Origin of the sequence: Trujillonella endophytica (assembly GCF_900110555.1) — a bacterium.
In the GTDB taxonomy this organism is placed as follows: domain Bacteria; phylum Actinomycetota; class Actinomycetes; order Mycobacteriales; family Geodermatophilaceae; genus Trujillonella; species Trujillonella endophytica.
On record NZ_FOEE01000006.1, the window covers coordinates 61,550 to 78,647 of the forward strand.

The following is a 17,098-nucleotide window of genomic DNA, read 5'->3' on the forward strand; positions in this document are numbered from 1 at the left end:
GGAAACCTGCGCTCCCGCACTCCGCTACTCGCCGCCGACGAGGGCCTCGGCGAAGGCCTCCGGCTCGAACGGCGCGAGGTCGTCGGCGCCCTCCCCCAGCCCGACGAGCTTCACCGGGATGCCGAGCTCGCGCTGCACCGAGACGACGATGCCGCCCTTGGCGGTGCCGTCGAGCTTGGTGAGGACGACGCCGGTGACCTCGACCGCCTCGGTGAACACCCGCGCCTGGACGACGCCGTTCTGCCCGGTCGTCGCGTCGAGCACCAGCAGCACCTCGGTGACCGGCGACTGCTTCTCCACGACCCGCTTGATCTTGCCGAGCTCGTCCATGAGGCCGGACTTGGTGTGCAGCCGCCCGGCGGTGTCGACGACGACGGTGTCCACCTCGGCCTCGACGCCGGTGCGCACCGCCTCGAACGCCACCGAGGCGGGGTCCGCGCCCTCCTTGCCGCGCACGGTGAGCACCCCGACCCGCTCGCCCCACGTCTCCAGCTGGTCGGCGGCGGCGGCGCGGAAGGTGTCCGCGGCGCCGAGGACGACGCTGCGGCCGTCGCCGACGAGCACGCGGGCGATCTTGCCGACCGTCGTCGTCTTGCCGGCGCCGTTCACGCCGACCACCAGGACGACGCCCGGGCGCCCCTCGTGCCGCTGCACGCCCAGGGTGCGGTCGAGGTCCGGGCCGAGGACGGCGGTCAGCTCGCGCACCAGCAGCGCGCGCAGGTCGCTGCCGGAGGCGGTCGCCAGCACCATCGACTGGGTGCGCAGCCGGTCGACGATCTGCGTGGTCGCGCCGATCCCCACGTCGGCGGCCAGGAGGGTCTCCTCGATCTCCTCCCAGTCGTCCTCGGTGAGCTTCTCCCGGGCGAGCACGGTGAGCAGGCCGCGGCCGAGCGAGGACTGGGAGCGCGCCAGCCGCGCGCGCAGCCGCACCAGCCGGCCGGCCGAGGGCGGCGGGGTCTCGAAGACCAGCCCGGGCTCCGGCTCGGCCGGCGGCAGCTCGACGGGGACGTCGGGGCGCGTGTCCTCCGCGGCCGTCGTGCCCTGCCCGCTGGCGGTGGCCCCGGCCTGGGCGGCGGGGTCGGTCGTCGGGGCCTGTGGCGGGCGCGGCCGGGTGAGCGTGGTGCCCGCGGACGTGTCGTCGTCCAGCCGGGTGGTCCGCCGGCCGCGGTTCACCAGCAGGCTTGCGCCGACCAGCAGGGCGACGACGAGGATCGCGACCGCGATCAGCACGAACTCCATGCCGTCAGTCTCCCAGGAGATCCCCCGCCCGCATCGAGGGCGACACCAGGTCCGGAGTGGGAGGCTGGCCCGCATGCCGACGACCGCCGCGACGCCCCCGGCCCTCCTGATCGGCCCCCTCCTGCGGCACGTCGACCCGGTGTCGGCGACCGTGTGGGTGGAGACCGACCGCGCCTGCGAGGTGGCGGTGCTGGGGCGCCGCGCCCGCACCTTCGACGTCGGGGGCCACCACTACGCGCTGGTCGTCGTCGAGGGGCTGGAGCCGGGGAGCAGCACGCCGTACGAGGTGCACCTGGACGGCGCGCGGGTCTGGCCGGACGCGGCGTCCGCGCTCCCGCCCAGCCGCATCCGCACCGCCGGGCGACCGGGCCCGTTCACCCTCGCGTTCGGCTCCTGCCGCTACGCCACTCCCAGCACCGTCGCTCTCTCCGAGGGCATTCCGCCCGACGCGCTGGACGCCTACGCCAGCCGCGTGGCCGCCCTGCCCGAGGACGAGTGGCCCGACGCGCTGGTGCTGCTCGGCGACCAGGTCTACGCCGACGAGCTGACGAAGGCGACGCGCACCTGGCTGGGCCTCCGGCGGGGCGAGCCGGCGCCCGACGGCACGCAGGTCGCGGACTTCGAGGAGTACACCCGGCTCTACGCCGAGTCCTGGACCGACCCCCAGGTGCGCTGGCTGCTGTCGACCATCCCGTCGTCGATGATCTTCGACGACCACGAGATGATCGACGACTGGAACACCTCCGCCGCCTGGCGCCGCGAGGTCACCACCGGGGACTGGTGGGCCGACCGCATCGCCGGCGGGCTGGCGAGCTACTGGATCTACCAGCACCTGGGCAACCTGAGCCCCGCGGAGCTGGCCGCCAACGAGGTCTGGCAGCGGGTGCAGGACTTCCCCGGCGACGCCGAGCCGCTGCTGCGGGAGATGGCCGTCGCCGCCGACGGCGATCCCCGGTCGATCCGCTGGAGCTACGTCCGGCACTGGGGCGACGTGCGACTGGTCATGATCGACAGCCGCGCCGGCCGGGTGCTCGACGAGCAGGCGCGGCAGATGCTGGACGACGCCGAGTTCGACTGGGTCGAGGCGGAGATGGCCCGCGCGGTCGCCGACGGCGTGGACCACGTCGTCCTCGGGACGTCGTTGCCCTGGCTGCTGCCGCACGCGATCCACGAGATCGAGCGCTGGAACGAGACGCTCAACGTGCGGCACGAGGGCCGGCCGCTCGGCCGGCTGGCCGAGAAGCTGCGCCAGGCCGCCGACCTGGAGCACTGGGCCGCGTTCGGGCACTCGTTCGAGCGGCTGGGCCGGGCGGTCACCTCCCTGGCCCGCGGCGAGGCCGGGCCCGCGCCCGCGTCGGTGCTCGTGCTGTCCGGCGACGTGCACCACGCCTACGCCGCCGAGCTGACCGAGCCCGGCGGCCTCGACTCGCGGGTGCACCAGCTGACCGTCTCGCCGCTGCACAACTCCGCCCCGCACCCCATCGAGGTCGGCTTCCGGCTCGGCTGGAGCCGCTGGGCACGCCGGTTCACCACGCGGATCGCCCGGCTCGCCCGCGTCCGGCCCTCGCCGCTGGGCTGGACGAAGGCCGCCGGCCCGTTCTTCGGCAACCAGATCGGCGAGCTCGTGCTCGACGGGCCGGACGCACGGTTCCGCCTGCTGGTCACCGACCGCGAGGACCACCGCCGCGAGGGCCTCGACCAGGTGCTCGACCTGCCGCTGACCGGCTCCGTGGCCGCGGGGGTGCCAGGCTGAGCGCGTGAGCGACGCAGCGACCGACTCCCCCCGGCCGGCTCCCGGCCCGGACCAGCCGCCGATCCCCGTCCGCCTCGTCACCTTCAACACCCACCACGGCGTGGGCACCGACGAGCGACACGACCTGGCCCGGCTCGCCACGGTGCTGGCCGCAGCCGACGCCGACCTGATCTGCCTGCAGGAGGTCGACCGCCGCTTCGGCCCGCGCAGCGAGGACGTCGACCAGGCCCTGCTGCTCTCCCGCGCCCTGGACATGCACCTGGCGTGGGGGCCGGCCATCGACGAGCCGCGCCGCGACGGGGGTGACCGTCGTCAGTACGGCAACGCGCTGCTCTCCCGCCTGCCGGTGCTCGTCAGCGACGTCCACCGGCTCCCCGGCGGGGGCGAGCCGCGCAGCGCCCTGCAGACGATGGTCGAGCTCGACGGCGGCGCTTTGTGGGTCACTGCCACGCACCTGACCACGAGCTCGGCGGCCGAGCGGGCCGAGCAGGTGGCCGCCCTGGCCGCGCTGCACACCGGGGCGATGGCCACCGGCGTGCTCGTCGGGGACTTCAACGCCTCGCCCGACGCGCCGGAGCTGGAGCCCCTGCACGCCCGCTTCACCGACGCGTGGGAGCTCGCCGGGGAGAAGGAGGACCGGGCCGGCTGGCGGTTCTGGACCAGCGGCCAGGGGCTCACCCACCCGGCGGGCGCCCCGCGGCGGCGGATCGACCAGGTATGGGTATCCGAGGGCGTCGGCGTCGCCTCGGCGCGGGTGCTCGACGCCGAGGGCGCGTCGGACCACCTGCCGCTCGTGGTCGATCTGCTGGTCCCCTCGGGGGTGTAGCGCCCCCAGTGCAATTGCGCAGAATTGCCCCGGGCAGAAGCGCGAAATTGCCCCGGGGCAGGAGCGCGGAATTGCCCCGGGCAGAAGCGCGGAATTGCCCGGGTCTAGGCGGGCTCGGCGTCGCGGAGGCGCTGGCTGATGACGCCGGTGATCCCGTCGCCGCGCATGCTGACGCCGTAGAGGGCGTCGGCGATCTCCATCGTCCGCTTCTGGTGGGTGATGACGATCAGCTGGGACGTCGCCCGCAGCTGCTCGACGAGGGTGAGCAGCCGGCCGAGGTTGACGTCGTCCAGGGCTGCCTCGACCTCGTCGAGCACGTAGAACGGCGACGGCCGGGCCCGGAAGATCGCCACGAGCAGGGCGACCGCCGTCAGCGAGCGCTCGCCGCCGGAGAGCAGCGACAGCCGCTTGACCTTCTTGCCCGGCGGCCGGGCCTCGATCTCGACGCCCGTGGTCAGCATGTCCTCGGGGTCGGTGAGCGTCAGCCGCCCCTGGCCGCCGGGGAACAGCACCGCGAAGACCTGTTCGAACTCACGCTGCACGTCGGCGAAGGCGGCGGCGAACACGTCGTGGATCCGGCCGTCGACCTCGCGGACGACGGTGAGCAGGTCCCGGCGGGTGGCCTTGAGGTCCTCCAGCTGCGTGGCCAGGAAGGTGTGCCGCTCCTCCAGCGCCGCGAACTCCTCCAGCGCCAGGGGGTTGACCTTGCCCAGCGTGGCGAGGTCGCGCTCGGCGCGGGCGGCGCGGCGCTCCTGGGCGGGCCGGTCGTAGGGCACCGGCTCCGGCTCGGGCTCCCCCGCCGCCTGCGCGGCGGCGAGCTCCGCCGGGGACGGCGGCACCGGCGCCGCGGGCCCGTACTCGGCGACCAGGGTGGGCAGGTCGACGCCGTACTCCTCGGCCGCCCGGGCCTCCAGTGCCTCGATCCGGTACCGCTGCTCGGCGCGGGCGACCTCGTCCCGGTGCACCTCGTCGGTGAGCCGCTCCAGCTCGCCGGTCGCCGTCCGCACCCGGCTGCGCACCTCGAGCAGCTCCGCCTCCGCGGCGCTACGCCGGCGGGCCAGCTCGTCCCGCTCGGCGGCGGCGCGCGACAGCGACCCGGCCAGCGCGGTGAGCGCTCCCTCGGCGTCGGCGCGCACCCGGCCGGCGACGACGGCGCCGCGCTCCCGGGCGGCGCGGGCGGCGGCCGCACGTTCCCGGGCGGCCCGCTCCTGCCGGGCCTGACGACGCAGGGAGTCCGCGCGGCCGGTCAGCGCCCGGGCGCGCTCCTCGGCGGTGCGCACCGCGAGCCGGGCCTCGGTCTCGGCACGGCCCGCCGCGGCGACCTCCAGCCGCAGCCGGTCGCGGTCCTCGGTCGACGGCTCGTCCTCCAGCGGCACCGCCTCCGCGGCGGCGAGCCGGTCCGCCAGCTCGCCGAGCGTCGACTCCGCCTGCTCCAGCGCCTGCTCGGCCCGGACCCGCGCGGCGGACGACCGCTCGGCCTCCGCGGCCGCCGACCGCGCGGCGGCACCGAGCTCGGCCAGTTCCGTGGCGACGGCGGAGCGGCTGCGGTCGGCGGCCTGGCGGGCGGCCAGCGCCGTCTCCACCTCCGCGGAGCGCGCCCGGGCCGCCTCCCGGGCCGCCGCGAGCTGCTCGGCGAGGGCCGCGGCGCGCGCCGCCGCGCCCTCCAGTTCCCGGCCGGCCTCCTCCACCCGCGCCCGGACCTCGAGGCCGGTGGGCGCGTTCGCCTGGCCGCCGGCGGCCCAGTCGGCGCCGACCAGGTCGCCGGCGGCGGTGACGGCGCGCAGCCGCGGATGGGTGCCGACCAGCACGGTCGCGGCGTCGAGAGTGGGGACGACGGCGACCCGGTCCAGGGCCCGCGCCAGGGCCGGACCGAGCTCGGCCGGCGCATCCACCAGGTCGAGCGCCCACCGCGCGCCCTCGGGCAGCCCGGGCTCACCGTCGCGGGGCAGCGGCGGCAGGCCGGCGGTCACCAGCAGCGCGGCCCGGCCGCCGGCGACGTCCTTGAGGTGGGCCAGCGCCGCGGCCGCCTCGGCCACCCCGGTGACGACGACGGCGTCGGCCATCCCCGCCAGCGCGGCGGCCAGGGCGGTCTCGGCGCCCGGGACGACGGCGATCCGGTCGGCCAGCGGGCCCAGCACCCCGGGCAGCCCGGCGGCGAGCACGGCGGCGGCCCCGTCGGCGGGGGCCAGGCCGGAGGCCAGCGCCTCGCGGCGGGCGGCGGCGCCGGCACGGTCGCGCTCGGCGGCCCGCTCGGCCGCGGTCAGCTCGGTGACGAGCCGGGCGGCCTCGGCGTGCGCCGCGACGGCGTCGGAGTGCGCCGTGACCAGCGCACTGTCGGACTCCTCCTGCTCGGTGAGCGCGCCGCGGCGCCCGGCCAGCCGGTCCGCGGCCTCCTCGGCGCGGCCGGCGGCCTCGGTGGCCGCGGTGAGCAGCCGGTCGATCTCGGCCTGCCCGGCGCCGACCCGGGACCGGGCGGCCGCGACCTGGCCGGACAGCCGCGCCAGGCCCTCGCGGCGGTCGGCGAGCGCCCGGCTGGCGGCGACCCACGCCTGCTCCGCGGCGGCGAGGGCCTGCTCCAGCTCGGCGCGGGCGGCGACGGCCGTGGCCAGCCGGCCCCGCTCGGCGGCGAGGCCCTCGGCGAGCTCGGCCTCGGCCGCGGCGATCCGGTCGGCCTCGGCCTCGAGCTGGTCGGGGTCGCGGCCGCCGGACGCCGCCGCCTGCGGCGCGGACAGGTGGCGGTGCCGCTCGCCGGCGAGCGCAGCGACGGCGCGGAACCGCTCGCCCAGCGCCGACAACCGGTACCAGGTGTCCTGGGCACCGCCCAGCAGCGGGGCGTTGGCCGCCAGCCCGCGCTCCAGCGCGGATTCCCGACCGGCGACCGCGGCCAGCTCCGCCTCGACGACGGCGCGGCGCTCCCGGGCGGCGGTCTCGTCGGCGACGTCCCTGTCCAGGGCGTCGCGCAGGTGCACGAGGTCGTCGGCGAGCAGGCGCAGCCGGGCGTCGCGCAGGTCGGCCTGGACGCCGGCCGCGCGGCGGGCGACCTCGGCCTGGCGGCCCAGCGGCTTGAGCTGGCGGCGCAGCTCCGCGGTCAGGTCCCCGAGACGGTCGAGGTTGGCCTGCATCGCGTCGAGCTTGCGCAGCGCCTTCTCCTTGCGCCGGCGGTGCTTCAGCACGCCGGCGGCCTCCTCGACGAAGGCGCGCCGGTCCTCGGGCCGGCCGGAGAGCACGGCGTCGAGCTGCCCCTGGCCGACGATCACGTGCTGCTCGCGGCCGATGCCGGAGTCGCTGAGCAGCTCCTGGACGTCGAGCAGGCGCACCTTGTCGCCGTTGATCTCGTACTCGCTCTCGCCGGAGCGGTACATCCGGCGGGTGATCGAGACCTCGGTGTAGTCGATCGGCAGCGCGCCGTCGGCGTTGTCGATGGTCAGGGTCACCTCGGCCCGGCCCAGCGGCGGGCGGCCGGCGGTGCCGGCGAAGATGACGTCCTCCATCTTGCCGCCGCGCAGGCTCTTGGCCCCCTGCTCGCCGAGGACCCAGGCGATGGCGTCGACGACGTTGGACTTGCCCGACCCGTTGGGGCCGACGACGGCGGTGATCCCCGGCTCGAGACGCAGGGTCGTCGGGGACGCGAAGGACTTGAAGCCCTTGAGCGTCAGGCTCGACAGGTGCACGGGAGCCAGAGGCTAGTGCAGCCGACCGCCCCGGCGCTGCGTACGCTCCGGGCGTGGCTGGTTACACGGTGAGCGCCGACTTCGACCTCTGCGAGTCCAACGCGGTCTGCATGGGCATCGCGCCCGAGGTCTTCGAGGTCCGCGAGGACAACTTCCTGTACGTGCTCCAGGAGCACCCGCCCGAGGCGCTGCTCGACCGGGTCCGCGAGGCCGTGGACAGCTGCCCGAAGCGCGCCCTCAGCCTCCGGCCGACCGCGGAATAGCTCGCGGGCCCCGCTGCGGGGGCCCTCGTTCAGGCCAGCGCCGGCTCGGCGCTGTCGCCGGCCATGCTCAGCAGCTCGGAGGCGATCGCCGCGTCGCGGGCGGCGTCGCGCTGCGTGCGCAGCTCCGCCAGCTCGGCCTCCAGCCGGCGTACTCGCGCTCGCAGGGCGGCGTTCTCCTCGACGACCCGGAGCTCAGCCGGGCTGACGACGTGACCGAACAGTGCCTTGGCCATGGCTGTGGTGGCCTTCCTGACAGCGAGAGGTGTGCCCAGCGCCCCGGATCGCGGTCGGCGCGGGCTGGATACCACAAGGGTGACAGGGAGGGACACGCAGGTCAACGCCACACTGCCGAGTGCCCGTGTCCAGGGGATGTCGTCTTCGTCACGCCGTCGTGAAGCCCTGTACCCCCTGCACCACGCCGTCCCGGGTGTCCACCGAGCCCACGGCCCCGGGCGCGTCCGGGCCGGCGAGGGCGGCCACGGTGGCCCGGACGGCGTCCGCCGGGCCCTCGAGGACCACCTCGACCCGGCCGTCCGGGAGGTTGGTCGCCGTCCCGGCCAGGCCGGCGCCGCGGGCCAGGCCCCGGACGAACCAGCGGTAGCCCACGCCCTGCACCCGGCCGGACACGAGCGCGACGACCCGCACCGGCTCGGTCACGTGCGCGCCCGCCTCGCCCGCGGCTCTGCCGACTGCCGCCGGGTCCGCGGGCGGGGCTGGCAGACCGGGCAGCTGTAGCTGGACCGGTTCATGAACGACTCCCGGCGGATCGGCGTGCCGCACCGCGGGCAGGGCCGGTCGGCCTGTCCGTAGACCGCCAGGAACCGGGAGAAGTAGCCGCTCTGGCCGTTGACGTCGACGTAGAGCGAGTCGAAGGAGGTCCCGCCCTGCGCCAGGGCCTCCCCCAGCACGTCGCGCACGCCCTGCAGGAGCGCCGCCACCTGGGGGCGGGTCAGCGCGTCGGTCGGCCGGGCACCGTGCAGCCGTGCCCGCCACAGCGCCTCGTCGGCGTAGATGTTGCCGACCCCGCCGATCAGGGTCTGGTCCAGCAGGGCCCGCTTGACCTCGGTGTGCCGGCGGCGCAGCGCTGCGCTGAACGCCGTCTCGTCGAAGGCGGGGTCCAGCGGGTCGATGGCGATGTGCGCCAGCCGCGCCGGCAGCCCCTCCCCGGCAGACTCCTCGACCGCCAGCCCCCCGAACGTGCGCTGGTCGACGAAGCGCAGTTCGCGCCCGCCGTCGGTGAAGGTGAACCGGGCGCGCAGGTGCACCTCGTCGGGCTGGCTGCGCTTCTCCACGAGCAGCTGCCCGCTCATGCCCAGATGGGCGACGAGCGCGTGACCCGACGGCGCGCCACCCGGCTCGGCGACGGGCAGCCAGAGGTACTTGCCGCGGCGGTGGGCGGCCGTCAGCGTGCGGCCGGTCAGGGCCGCGACGAAGTGGTCGGTGCCCTCCAGGTGGCGGCGCACCGCGCGGGGGTGGTGCACCTCCACCGCGGCGATGGTCCGGCCGGCGACCCACTGCTCCAGGCCGCGGCGCACCACCTCGACCTCGGGCAGCTCGGGCACGGGCGGCTCAGTCCTCGGCCGCGGCGACGGTCAGGGCCCGCCAGGCGGCCTCGGCGGCCTCCTGCTCGGCGGCCTTCTTGGTGCGTCCCCCGCCCCGTCCGTACTCGGTGCCCGACAGCAGCACGGCGGCGGTGAAGCTCTTCGCGTGGTCGGGGCCGGTGTCCTCGACCACGTAGGTCGGCGCACCGAGCCCCCGCGCCGCGCCCAGCTCCTGGAGGCTGGTCTTCCAGTCCAGGCCGGCGCCGCGGGTGGCCGACTCGGCCAGGAGCGGGTCGAACAGCCGGTGCACGATCGCGGCGGCGACGTCCAGCCCCAGCCCGAGGTGGACGGCGCCGATGAGCGCCTCCATGGCGTCGGCCAGGATCGAGTCCTTCTCCCGGCCGCCGGTGGTCTCCTCGCCGCGGCCCAGCAGCAGGTGCGGGCCGATGCCGCCCTCGCCCAGCCGGCGGGCGACCCCGGCCAGCGAGGTCATGTTCACCACCGAGGCGCGCAGCTTCGCCAGCTGCCCCTCGGGCAGGTCGGGGTGGCTGCGGTAGAGCTCGTCGGTGACGACCAGGCCGAGCACCGAGTCGCCGAGGAACTCCAGGCGCTCGTTGGTCGGCAGGCCGCCGTTCTCGTAGGCGTACGAGCGGTGGGTGAGCGCCAACCCCAGCAGGCCGCCGGGCAGCTCGACCCCGAGGGCGTCGAGCAGCCAGGCGGCCGCGGCTCCGGCGTGGGCCGGCCCCGCCGGAGACGGCGCCGAGCCGGCGGCCGGTGCGGCCGCGGCGGGACTCCCCACGATCGGTCGGATCAGACCGAGAGGACCTGACGGCCCTCGTACTGACCACAGGTCGGGCAGGCCTGGTGCGGGGGCTTGAGCTCGCCGCAGGCCCGGTTCGAGCACGGCGACAGGGTGGGGGCGGTCGCCTTCCACTGCGAGCGGCGCGCGCGGGTGTTGCTGCGGGACATCTTCCGCTTCGGGACGGCCACGTCAGTTCTCCTTCGGGTTGGTACCGCCAGGAGCGCCCGGCGGAGGTGTGAGCTTGCCGGCGAGGCCGGCCCAGCGGGGGTCGACCACGTCGTGCGAGTGGTCGGCGGGGAGGTCGTCGAGACGTTCGCCGCAGTCGACGCACAGACCCGAGCAGTCCTCGGTGCACGTCGGGGACAGGGGAAGGGCGAGGACGACGGCGTCGCGCACCATCGGCTCGAGGTCGATGCGCTCGCCCTCGACGAAGCGGACCTCGTCCTCCTCGGTGGTGGCCTCGGTGGTGCTGCCCTCGTACGCGTACAGCTCCTGCACCGGCAGGGAGAGGGTGTCCTCGAGGTCCTCGAGGCAGCGCGCGCACTGTCCGGTCAGCGGCGCCTCGACCGTCCCGGAGACGAGCACGCCCTCCATCACCGCCTCCAGCCGCAGGTGCAGCCGGACGGGCGCGCCCACGGGCACGCCGATGAGCTCGACCCGGAAGCCCTCCGGGGCCGGCAGGGTGCGGTCCAGCTCCGTCATCGATCCGGCCCGGCGGCCCAGCTCGCGCAGGTCCACGCGCCAGGGGTCGGCGGCGGGACGCCGGGCGTCCGTGGACGCGGCGCCGGAGCGGGGCTGCGATGCGGCAGGCATGTCGATACTCACGGGTCGGGAGGAGGGAGGGGGTCCGGCGGGGCTGACGCCGCCACGCGGAGCAGCTGCCAAGACTACCCGATCCCGCGCGGCCGCCACGGCCCCCTCGCGGGGGCCCGCCCTGAGCGGAGCGCGGGGTGGGGGGCGAGGGGGTCCCTCATTCGCGGAGGTTGAGCCGGGCCTTCTCCACCGAGCGCAGCATGCGCTCCAGCGTGGTGCCGAAGTCGGCCAGCCGGCTGTCGACGTACTCGTCGACCTCGGCCCGCATCCGCGCCACCTCGGTCGCGGTCTGCGCGCCCAGGTCGTCGGCCCGGGCGACGGCGCCGCGGTAGACCTCGGTCTCGGTCACCAGGCGCTCGTGCTCCCGGGCGGCCACGGCCAGCAGCTCGGCCTGCTGCGCCTGCGCGTCGGCCAGCACGGCCTCGTGGTGCCGGCGGGCCTCCTCGACCAGCCGGGCGGCCTCCGCCTCGGCCTCGGCGAGCACGTCCTCGGCGTCGGCCTGCGCCTGCGCCAGCAACTCGTCGTGCTGCCGGCGGGCGACGCCGAGGATCTCCTCGCGCTGCCGCCGCGCCGAGGAGACCAGCTGCTCGCTCTCGCCGCGGGTCCGGCCGGTCAGCCGCTCGGCCTCGGCCTGCGCCTGCTCGAGGATCTCGGTGCGCTGCTCGACGATCCGCCCGGCCTGCTGCACCTCCTCGGGAAGGTTCTCCCGGAGCTCGTCCAGCAGGTCGAGGAGGTGGTCGCGCGGCACCATGCAGGAGCCCGACATGGGCACGCTGCGGGCGTGCTCGATGACCTGGCTCAGCTCGTCGACGACGTCGTAGAGCCGGTAGACGACCTCTGTCACGATCCCTGCTCCCGCATGGCCAGCAGCCGGTCGAGCACGCCCTTGGGCACCAGGCTCGACACGTCCCCGCCGAAGGTGGCGATCTGCTTGACCAGGCTCGAGGAGAGGTGGCCGACCTGCGGGGCGGTCGGCACGAAGAGGGTCTCGATCCCGGCCAGCTCCCGGTTCATCTGGGCCATCTGCAGCTCGTACTCGAAGTCGCCGACGGCGCGCAGGCCCTTCACGATCACCGGGACGTCGTGCTCCCGGCAGTAGTCGACGAGCAGGCCGTGGAAGCTGTCGACGCGGACGTTGGGCAGGTCCGCGCAGGCCTCGCGCAGCAGCTCCATGCGCTCCTCGACGGTGAGCAGCCCCGCCTTACCCGGGTTGACCAGCACCGCCACGACCAGCTCGTCGTAGAGCGCCGCGGCCCGGGCGATGACGTCGACGTGCCCGTTGGTGACCGGGTCGAACGAACCGGGACACACGGCACGTCTCACGATGCGCGACCGTACCGGAGCAGAGCCTCCCCGTAGCGGCGATCGCGGATCCCGGTCCAGGGTGTCGGCCACTCCCACGGCTCCTCGCGGCTGGACCGCTCGACCACGACGACGGCGTCCTCGGCGAGCCAGCCGCCCCCGGCCAGCGCGGACAGCACACCGAGCACCTCGGCGGCGGGCGTGGCGTACGGCGGGTCGGCGAGGACGAGGTCGAAGCGCGCCGCCGGCCGGCCGGCGACCACGGTCGGCACGGAGCCCGCGACCACGCGCGCGCCCGGCAGCCCGACCGCGGCCACGTTCGCCCGCAGCACGGGCAGCACCCGCGGCCCGGACTCGACGAGGACGACCGACGCCGCACCGCGCGACAGCGCCTCCAGCCCCAGGGCGCCGGACCCGGCGTAGAGGTCCAGCACGGCGGCGCCCTCGAGGTCGAGCAGGCCGCCGAGGCTGTTGAACAGCGCCTGGCGGGCCTTGTCCCCCGTCGGCCGGACCCCCGAGGCCGGCACCGCGAGCCGCCGTCCCCCGGCGAGACCGGCGATGATCCGGGTCACCGGATCATCGCCGTCGGTCCGCCCCCTCGCAGGGGCCCGCCGCGAGCGTGCGAGCGGTGGGGGGCGAGGGGGTCCTTCATGCCTTCTCCAGGTACTCGGCGCGCTCGTCGGTGGCCAGCGCCGCGACCTCCATCGCCAGCCCCGGGTGGTCTGCCAGCCCCCGCTCGGTGGCCAGCAGCGCCGTCGCCTCGGTACGGGCCCGGGCGATGAGCTCCTCGTCCTCCAGCAGCGACAGCAGCCGGATGCCGGACCGGCGGCCGGACTGGGCCGCGCCGAGCACGTCGCCCTCGCGGCGGGTCTCCAGGTCCAGCCGGGCCAGCTCGAAGCCGTCGGAGGTCGCCGCCACCGCGGCCAGCCGCTGCCCGGTGGGGGACGACGTCGACGCCTCCGACACGAGCAGGCACAGCCCCGGGTGCTTCCCCCGGGCCACCCGTCCGCGCAGCTGGTGCAGCTGGCTGACGCCGAACCGGTCGGCGTCCATCACGACCATCACCGTCGCGTTGGGGACGTCGACGCCGACCTCGACGACGGTGGTGGCGACCAGGACGTCGACCTCGGCGGCGGCGAAGGCCCGCATCCGGGCGTCCTTCTCCTCCGGGGTGAGCCGCCCGTGCAGGACCTCCAGCCGCAGCCCCGCGAGGGGGCCGGTGCGCAGGTCCTCGGCGACGTCGAGCACGGCCAGCGGCGCCCGGCGGTCGCCGCCGTCGTCGGCCGGGGCGCCGTCGTCGTCGCCGGGTTCCTCCTCGGCGCCGCCCTTCTCGCCCTCGAGCTCGCCGATCCGCGGGCAGACGACGTAGGCCTGGCGGCCGGCGGCGACCTCCTCGCGCACCCGCTCCCAGGCGCGCCCGAGCCAGGCCGGCTTCTCGGCCACCGGCACCACCGAACTGCTCACGCCGCCCCGACCGCTGGGCAGCTGGCGCAGGGTGGAGATCTCCAGGTCCCCGTAGACGGTCATCGCGACGGTGCGCGGGATCGGGGTGGCCGTCATCACGAGCACGTGCGGCGGCCGGGCACCCTTGGCGCGCAGGGCGTCGCGCTGCTCGACCCCGAAGCGGTGCTGCTCGTCGACGACGACCAGGCCGAGGTCGGCGAACTCCACGCCCTCCTGGAGCAGCGCGTGCGTGCCGATCACGATGCCCGCGCTGCCGTCGGCGACCGCGGCGCGCGCCTCCCGGCGAGCGGCGGCCCGCTGGGAGCCGGTGAGCAGGACCACCCGCGTTCCGGCCGGGTCGCCGTCCAGCTCGCCGGCCCGGCCGAGCGGTCCCAGCAGCGCCGCGATGCCGCGGGCGTGCTGGGCGGCCAGCACCTCGGTGGGCGCCAGCAGCGCGGCCTGCCCGCCGGCGTCCACCACCTGCGCCATGGCCCTCAGCGCGACGACGGTCTTGCCCGATCCGACCTCGCCCTGCAGCAGCCGGTGCATGGGGGCGTCGCGGTCCAGCTCCGCGGCGAGCTCCTCGCCGACCGCGTGCTGGCCCTCGGTCAGCGCGAACGGCAGCGCGGCGTCGACGGCGTCGAGCAGCCCGCCGCTGCGCCGCGGGCGGGCGGTGCCGGGCTCCAGCGCCGCGGCCCGGCGGCGGGCGGCGAGGGTGAGCTGCAGGACGAGCGCCTCGTCCCACTTCAGCCGCTGCTCCGCGCGCTCGACGTCCTCGGAGCCGGTGGGCCGGTGGATGTCCAGCAGCGCCGCCGGGAGGCTCTGCAGGCCGTGCCGGGCGCGGATCTCCTCGGGCAGCGGGTCGGTCACGAAGCCGAAGCCGCCGCCGGAGTCCAGCAGCAGCTTGACCGAGCGCTGGATCACCCAGCTGCTGACCTCCTTGCTCGCCGGGTAGATCGGGATGAGCGCCCGGGCCCACTCCTCGTCGTCGTCGCCGGTGATGAGGTGGAAGTCCGGGTGGGCGAACTGCTTGCTGGCCCGGTACTCGCCGACGGTCCCGGCGAACAGCCCCCAGGACCCCTCGCGGAGCTGGCCGTGCCGGTGGTTGAAGAAGACCAGCTGCATCGTCCCCGCGCCGTCGCCCACGGTCACCTCGGTGAGCGAGCCCTTGCGCTGGCGCATCGGCCGGGTGGTCACCCGGCGGACCTGGGCCAGCACCGTGACGCGGTCGCCGACCTGGAGGTCGTCGAGGCGGGTCATCTCCCCGCGCTTGGCGTACCGCCGCGGGTAGTGCCGCAGCAGGTCCCGCACCGTGTGCAGGCCCAGCGAGGTGGCCATGGCCTTGGCCGTCTTGGGCCCGAGCACCTTGTGCAGCTCGGTGGTCAGGTCGACCGCCATGCCACCTCGCCTCCCGTCACTCCACGCCCACCAGCAGCGGCACCCCCGCGGCGCCGCCCTCGTACCGCACCACCTCCACCGTCGGGTGCGCCGAGGACAGGTGCGCGCAGGCGGCGTCGCCCAGCCCGGCCTCGGGGCCGACCACGAGGGTCGCCAGCTCCCCGCCGGCCGACAGCAGCCGGTCCAGCAGCTCGCGGGCCACCGTGACCGCGTCGGACCCGATGACGACGACGTCGCCCTCCGCCGAGCCCAGGACGTCGCCGGGCCGGCAGCGCCCCGCGCTGGTCAGCGCCTCTTGCTCGGCCACGGTGATCTCCGCCCAGCGGGTCGCGGCGGCGGCCTCGGCCATCGACACCACGTCGTCGCCGAAGTGCCGGGAGGGGTCGGCCACGGCGATCGCGGCCAGTCCCTGCACCGGGGAGCGGGTCGGCACGACGGCGACCTCGCGGCCCAACTCCCGGGCGCGGACGGCGGCGCGGGAGGCCACCGGGGTGAGCGCCGGGTCGTTGGGCAGGACGACGACCGCGGCGGCCGTCGAGCCGAGCACCTCGTCCAGCACGTCGTCCTCGCCGACCCCGTCGGGGCCGCAGGTGACGACGAACACGCCCTCCCCGGAGAACAGCTCGGCCAGCCCCTCGCTCGGGACGATGGCGACCACCGCCCGGGTGCCCTGCACCGGCGCGGCCGGCGGAACGGGCGCCAGGGGGGTCACCGAGATGCGGTACGGCCGGCCCGCCTCGATGCCGGCCTCGATCGCCGCGCCGACGTCGGCCACGTGCACGTGCACGTTCCACTCCCGGCCCGACGGGGTGTCCACGCCGACGACGACGAGGCTGTCGCCGAGGGCGGCCAGCCGGGTCTGCAGGTGCGCGACGTCGGCCTCGTCGGCGTCGGCCAGCAGGTACTGCACCTCGCTGCCCGGGCCCGCGGGCGGCTGGTGCGGCACGTCGCGATCGCCGTGGTGGTGGTGTCGGTGCGCCGCCGCGGCGCCGCCGGTCCCGGCGGAGGGATCGCGGCGCTCCAGCGGCGGCCGGGCCGGCTCGACGCCGGTGACCGTGGTGACCAGGGCGTCGAGGACCAGGCACAGCCCCGCGCCGCCTGCATCGACCACCCCGGCGTCGCGCAGGACGGCCAGCTGGCCGGGGGTCGCCTCCAGCGCGACCCGGGCGCCGTCGGCGGCCGCCCGCACCACCTCCGCGAGGTCGGTGTTCCCCTCGGCCACCGCGGCGACCGCCGCCTCCCCGCCCGCGCGGGCGACGGTGAGGAAGGTCCCCTCCGCGGGGTCGGCGACCGCGGCGTAGGCGGTCACCGCGGCCCCCTGGAGCGCCGCCGCGAACGCGGGCCCGTCGGCCGGTGCGGCGCCGGCCAGGGCGTCGGCGAGGCCGCGCAGCACCTGGGCGAGGATCGTGCCGGAGTTCCCGCGCGCGCCCAGCACCGCGCCGCGGGCCAGCACGGTCCACGCCGGCTCGCCGTCGCCGGCCGCGTCGAGGGCCTCGACGGCGGCCTCGGCCGTGAGCAGCAGGTTGGTGCCCGTGTCGCCGTCGGGCACCGGGAAGACGTTGAGGTCGTCGAGGCGGCCCCGGGCCTCGGACAGCGCGGCGACCGCGGCCCGGCACCAGCGGCCGGCCGCGGCGTCGTCCAGCGCCGGTAACACGGCCGGAGAGTACCCACGCGCACCGACGCTCCCGGGGCGCGCGACGCCGCCGGCGAGGTACGGCTAGACTGGTCGACGGTCTGTACGCGGTTGCCATCCGAGCGCCGCCTGAAGTGAACGAATCCCTGGGAGTGATCCACCGTGGCTGCCGTGTGCGATGTGTGTAACAAGGGGCCCGGTTTCGGTATGTCGGTGTCGCACTCGCACCGCCGCACGCCGCGCCGCTGGAACCCGAACATCCAGTCCGTGAAGGCCCTCGTGGCTCCGGGCAACCGTCGCCGGATCAACGCGTGCACCTCGTGCATCCGCGCCGGCAAGGTCGTCCGCGCCAAGTAGCGCCGCACCGACACGAAGGACCCCGCAGGTCGCTGACCTGCGGGGTCCTTCGTCGTG

General features: G+C 76.2%; 17 protein-coding genes. 4 read left to right on the plus strand and 13 right to left on the minus strand.

The window, feature by feature from the left end; all coding sequences use genetic code 11:
* Positions 1–24: 24 nt before the first annotated feature.
* Complete coding sequence (gene ftsY / locus BMY88_RS10955) at positions 25–1,239, minus strand: signal recognition particle-docking protein FtsY (protein WP_091943047.1); 1,215 nt, start codon at positions 1,237–1,239, stop codon at positions 25–27.
* 73 nt (positions 1,240–1,312) lie between these two features.
* Between ftsY and BMY88_RS10960 the strand changes: the two genes are divergently transcribed.
* Together BMY88_RS10960 and BMY88_RS10965 are read left to right on the plus strand one after the other, a co-directional pair.
* Positions 1,313–2,992: an alkaline phosphatase D family protein gene (locus BMY88_RS10960; protein ID WP_091943049.1), complete on the plus strand. Its 1,680-nt coding sequence runs from the start codon at positions 1,313–1,315 to the stop codon at positions 2,990–2,992.
* Between the two features lie 4 nt (positions 2,993–2,996).
* The gene (locus BMY88_RS10965) at positions 2,997–3,818 is read left to right on the plus strand and encodes an endonuclease/exonuclease/phosphatase family protein (protein WP_091943051.1); all 822 of its coding nucleotides are present in this window, start codon (positions 2,997–2,999) and stop codon (positions 3,816–3,818) included.
* A gap of 104 nt (positions 3,819–3,922) precedes the next feature.
* Here BMY88_RS10965 and smc read toward each other — a convergent pair whose 3' ends face one another.
* Positions 3,923–7,489, minus strand: coding sequence for a chromosome segregation protein SMC (gene smc, locus BMY88_RS10970; RefSeq protein WP_091943052.1), 3,567 nt, complete (start codon positions 7,487–7,489; stop codon positions 3,923–3,925).
* A 53-nt stretch (positions 7,490–7,542) separates the two neighbouring features.
* Between smc and BMY88_RS10975 the strand changes: the two genes are divergently transcribed.
* A complete protein-coding gene (locus tag BMY88_RS10975) occupies positions 7,543–7,752 on the plus strand; it encodes a ferredoxin (RefSeq protein WP_211435598.1) in 210 nt (69 codons plus the stop codon).
* Positions 7,753–7,781: 29 nt separating this feature from the next.
* Here the strand turns inward: BMY88_RS10975 and BMY88_RS10980 are convergent, their stop codons facing one another.
* The 11 genes from BMY88_RS10980 to BMY88_RS11030 form a co-directional block, all read right to left on the minus strand.
* Positions 7,782–7,985 carry a hypothetical protein gene (locus BMY88_RS10980; protein WP_091943054.1) on the minus strand — a complete coding sequence of 68 codons (204 nt, stop codon included), beginning with the start codon at positions 7,983–7,985 and terminating at the stop codon, positions 7,782–7,784.
* A gap of 148 nt (positions 7,986–8,133) precedes the next feature.
* Positions 8,134–8,409: an acylphosphatase gene (locus tag BMY88_RS10985; protein ID WP_091943056.1), complete on the minus strand. Its 276-nt coding sequence runs from the start codon at positions 8,407–8,409 to the stop codon at positions 8,134–8,136.
* The gene (gene mutM / locus BMY88_RS10990; protein ID WP_091943058.1) at positions 8,406–9,314 is read right to left on the minus strand and encodes a bifunctional DNA-formamidopyrimidine glycosylase/DNA-(apurinic or apyrimidinic site) lyase; all 909 of its coding nucleotides are present in this window, start codon (positions 9,312–9,314) and stop codon (positions 8,406–8,408) included. Before mutM ends, BMY88_RS10985 begins: the two co-directional genes overlap by 4 nt.
* Before the next feature lie 7 nt (positions 9,315–9,321).
* Positions 9,322–10,092: a ribonuclease III gene (gene rnc / locus BMY88_RS10995; RefSeq protein ID WP_211435599.1), complete on the minus strand. Its 771-nt coding sequence runs from the start codon at positions 10,090–10,092 to the stop codon at positions 9,322–9,324.
* A gap of 11 nt (positions 10,093–10,103) precedes the next feature.
* Positions 10,104–10,283 (minus strand): 50S ribosomal protein L32, encoded by a 180-nt coding sequence (rpmF, locus tag BMY88_RS11000; protein WP_091943059.1) that lies wholly within the window; start codon positions 10,281–10,283, stop codon positions 10,104–10,106.
* A gap of 1 nt (position 10,284) precedes the next feature.
* Positions 10,285–10,908: a YceD family protein gene (locus BMY88_RS11005; protein ID WP_091943061.1), complete on the minus strand. Its 624-nt coding sequence runs from the start codon at positions 10,906–10,908 to the stop codon at positions 10,285–10,287.
* Positions 10,909–11,065: 157 nt separating this feature from the next.
* Positions 11,066–11,752 carry a hypothetical protein gene (locus BMY88_RS11010; RefSeq protein WP_091943063.1) on the minus strand — a complete coding sequence of 229 codons (687 nt, stop codon included), beginning with the start codon at positions 11,750–11,752 and terminating at the stop codon, positions 11,066–11,068.
* A complete protein-coding gene (gene coaD / locus BMY88_RS11015) occupies positions 11,749–12,231 on the minus strand; it encodes a pantetheine-phosphate adenylyltransferase (RefSeq protein WP_091943065.1) in 483 nt (160 codons plus the stop codon). Before coaD ends, BMY88_RS11010 begins: the two co-directional genes overlap by 4 nt.
* Positions 12,228–12,782 (minus strand): 16S rRNA (guanine(966)-N(2))-methyltransferase RsmD, encoded by a 555-nt coding sequence (gene rsmD / locus BMY88_RS11020; RefSeq protein WP_091943066.1) that lies wholly within the window; start codon positions 12,780–12,782, stop codon positions 12,228–12,230. Before rsmD ends, coaD begins: the two co-directional genes overlap by 4 nt.
* A 76-nt stretch (positions 12,783–12,858) precedes the next feature.
* Positions 12,859–15,051 (minus strand): ATP-dependent DNA helicase RecG, encoded by a 2,193-nt coding sequence (gene recG, locus BMY88_RS11025; RefSeq protein ID WP_091943068.1) that lies wholly within the window; start codon positions 15,049–15,051, stop codon positions 12,859–12,861.
* A 16-nt stretch (positions 15,052–15,067) separates the two neighbouring features.
* Positions 15,068–16,705 (minus strand): DAK2 domain-containing protein, encoded by a 1,638-nt coding sequence (locus BMY88_RS11030; protein WP_091943070.1) that lies wholly within the window; start codon positions 16,703–16,705, stop codon positions 15,068–15,070.
* A 150-nt stretch (positions 16,706–16,855) separates the two neighbouring features.
* Between BMY88_RS11030 and rpmB the strand changes: the two genes are divergently transcribed.
* Complete coding sequence (gene rpmB, locus BMY88_RS11035) at positions 16,856–17,041, plus strand: 50S ribosomal protein L28 (RefSeq protein ID WP_428978315.1); 186 nt, start codon at positions 16,856–16,858, stop codon at positions 17,039–17,041.
* Positions 17,042–17,098: the final 57 nt, after the last annotated feature.

Excerpts from the sequence above, each read along its gene's own strand:
- ftsY (WP_091943047.1), bottom strand. The coding sequence starts at position 1,239 with ATGGAGTTCGTGCTGATCGCGGTCGCGATCCTCGTCGTCGCCCTGCTG.
- BMY88_RS10960 (WP_091943049.1), top strand. The coding sequence starts at position 1,313 with ATGCCGACGACCGCCGCGACGCCCCCGGCCCTCCTGATCGGCCCCCTC.
- BMY88_RS10980 (WP_091943054.1), bottom strand. The coding sequence starts at position 7,985 with ATGGCCAAGGCACTGTTCGGTCACGTCGTCAGCCCGGCTGAGCTCCGG.
- BMY88_RS11005 (WP_091943061.1), bottom strand. The coding sequence starts at position 10,908 with ATGCCTGCCGCATCGCAGCCCCGCTCCGGCGCCGCGTCCACGGACGCC.
- recG (WP_091943068.1), bottom strand. The coding sequence starts at position 15,051 with ATGGCGGTCGACCTGACCACCGAGCTGCACAAGGTGCTCGGGCCCAAG.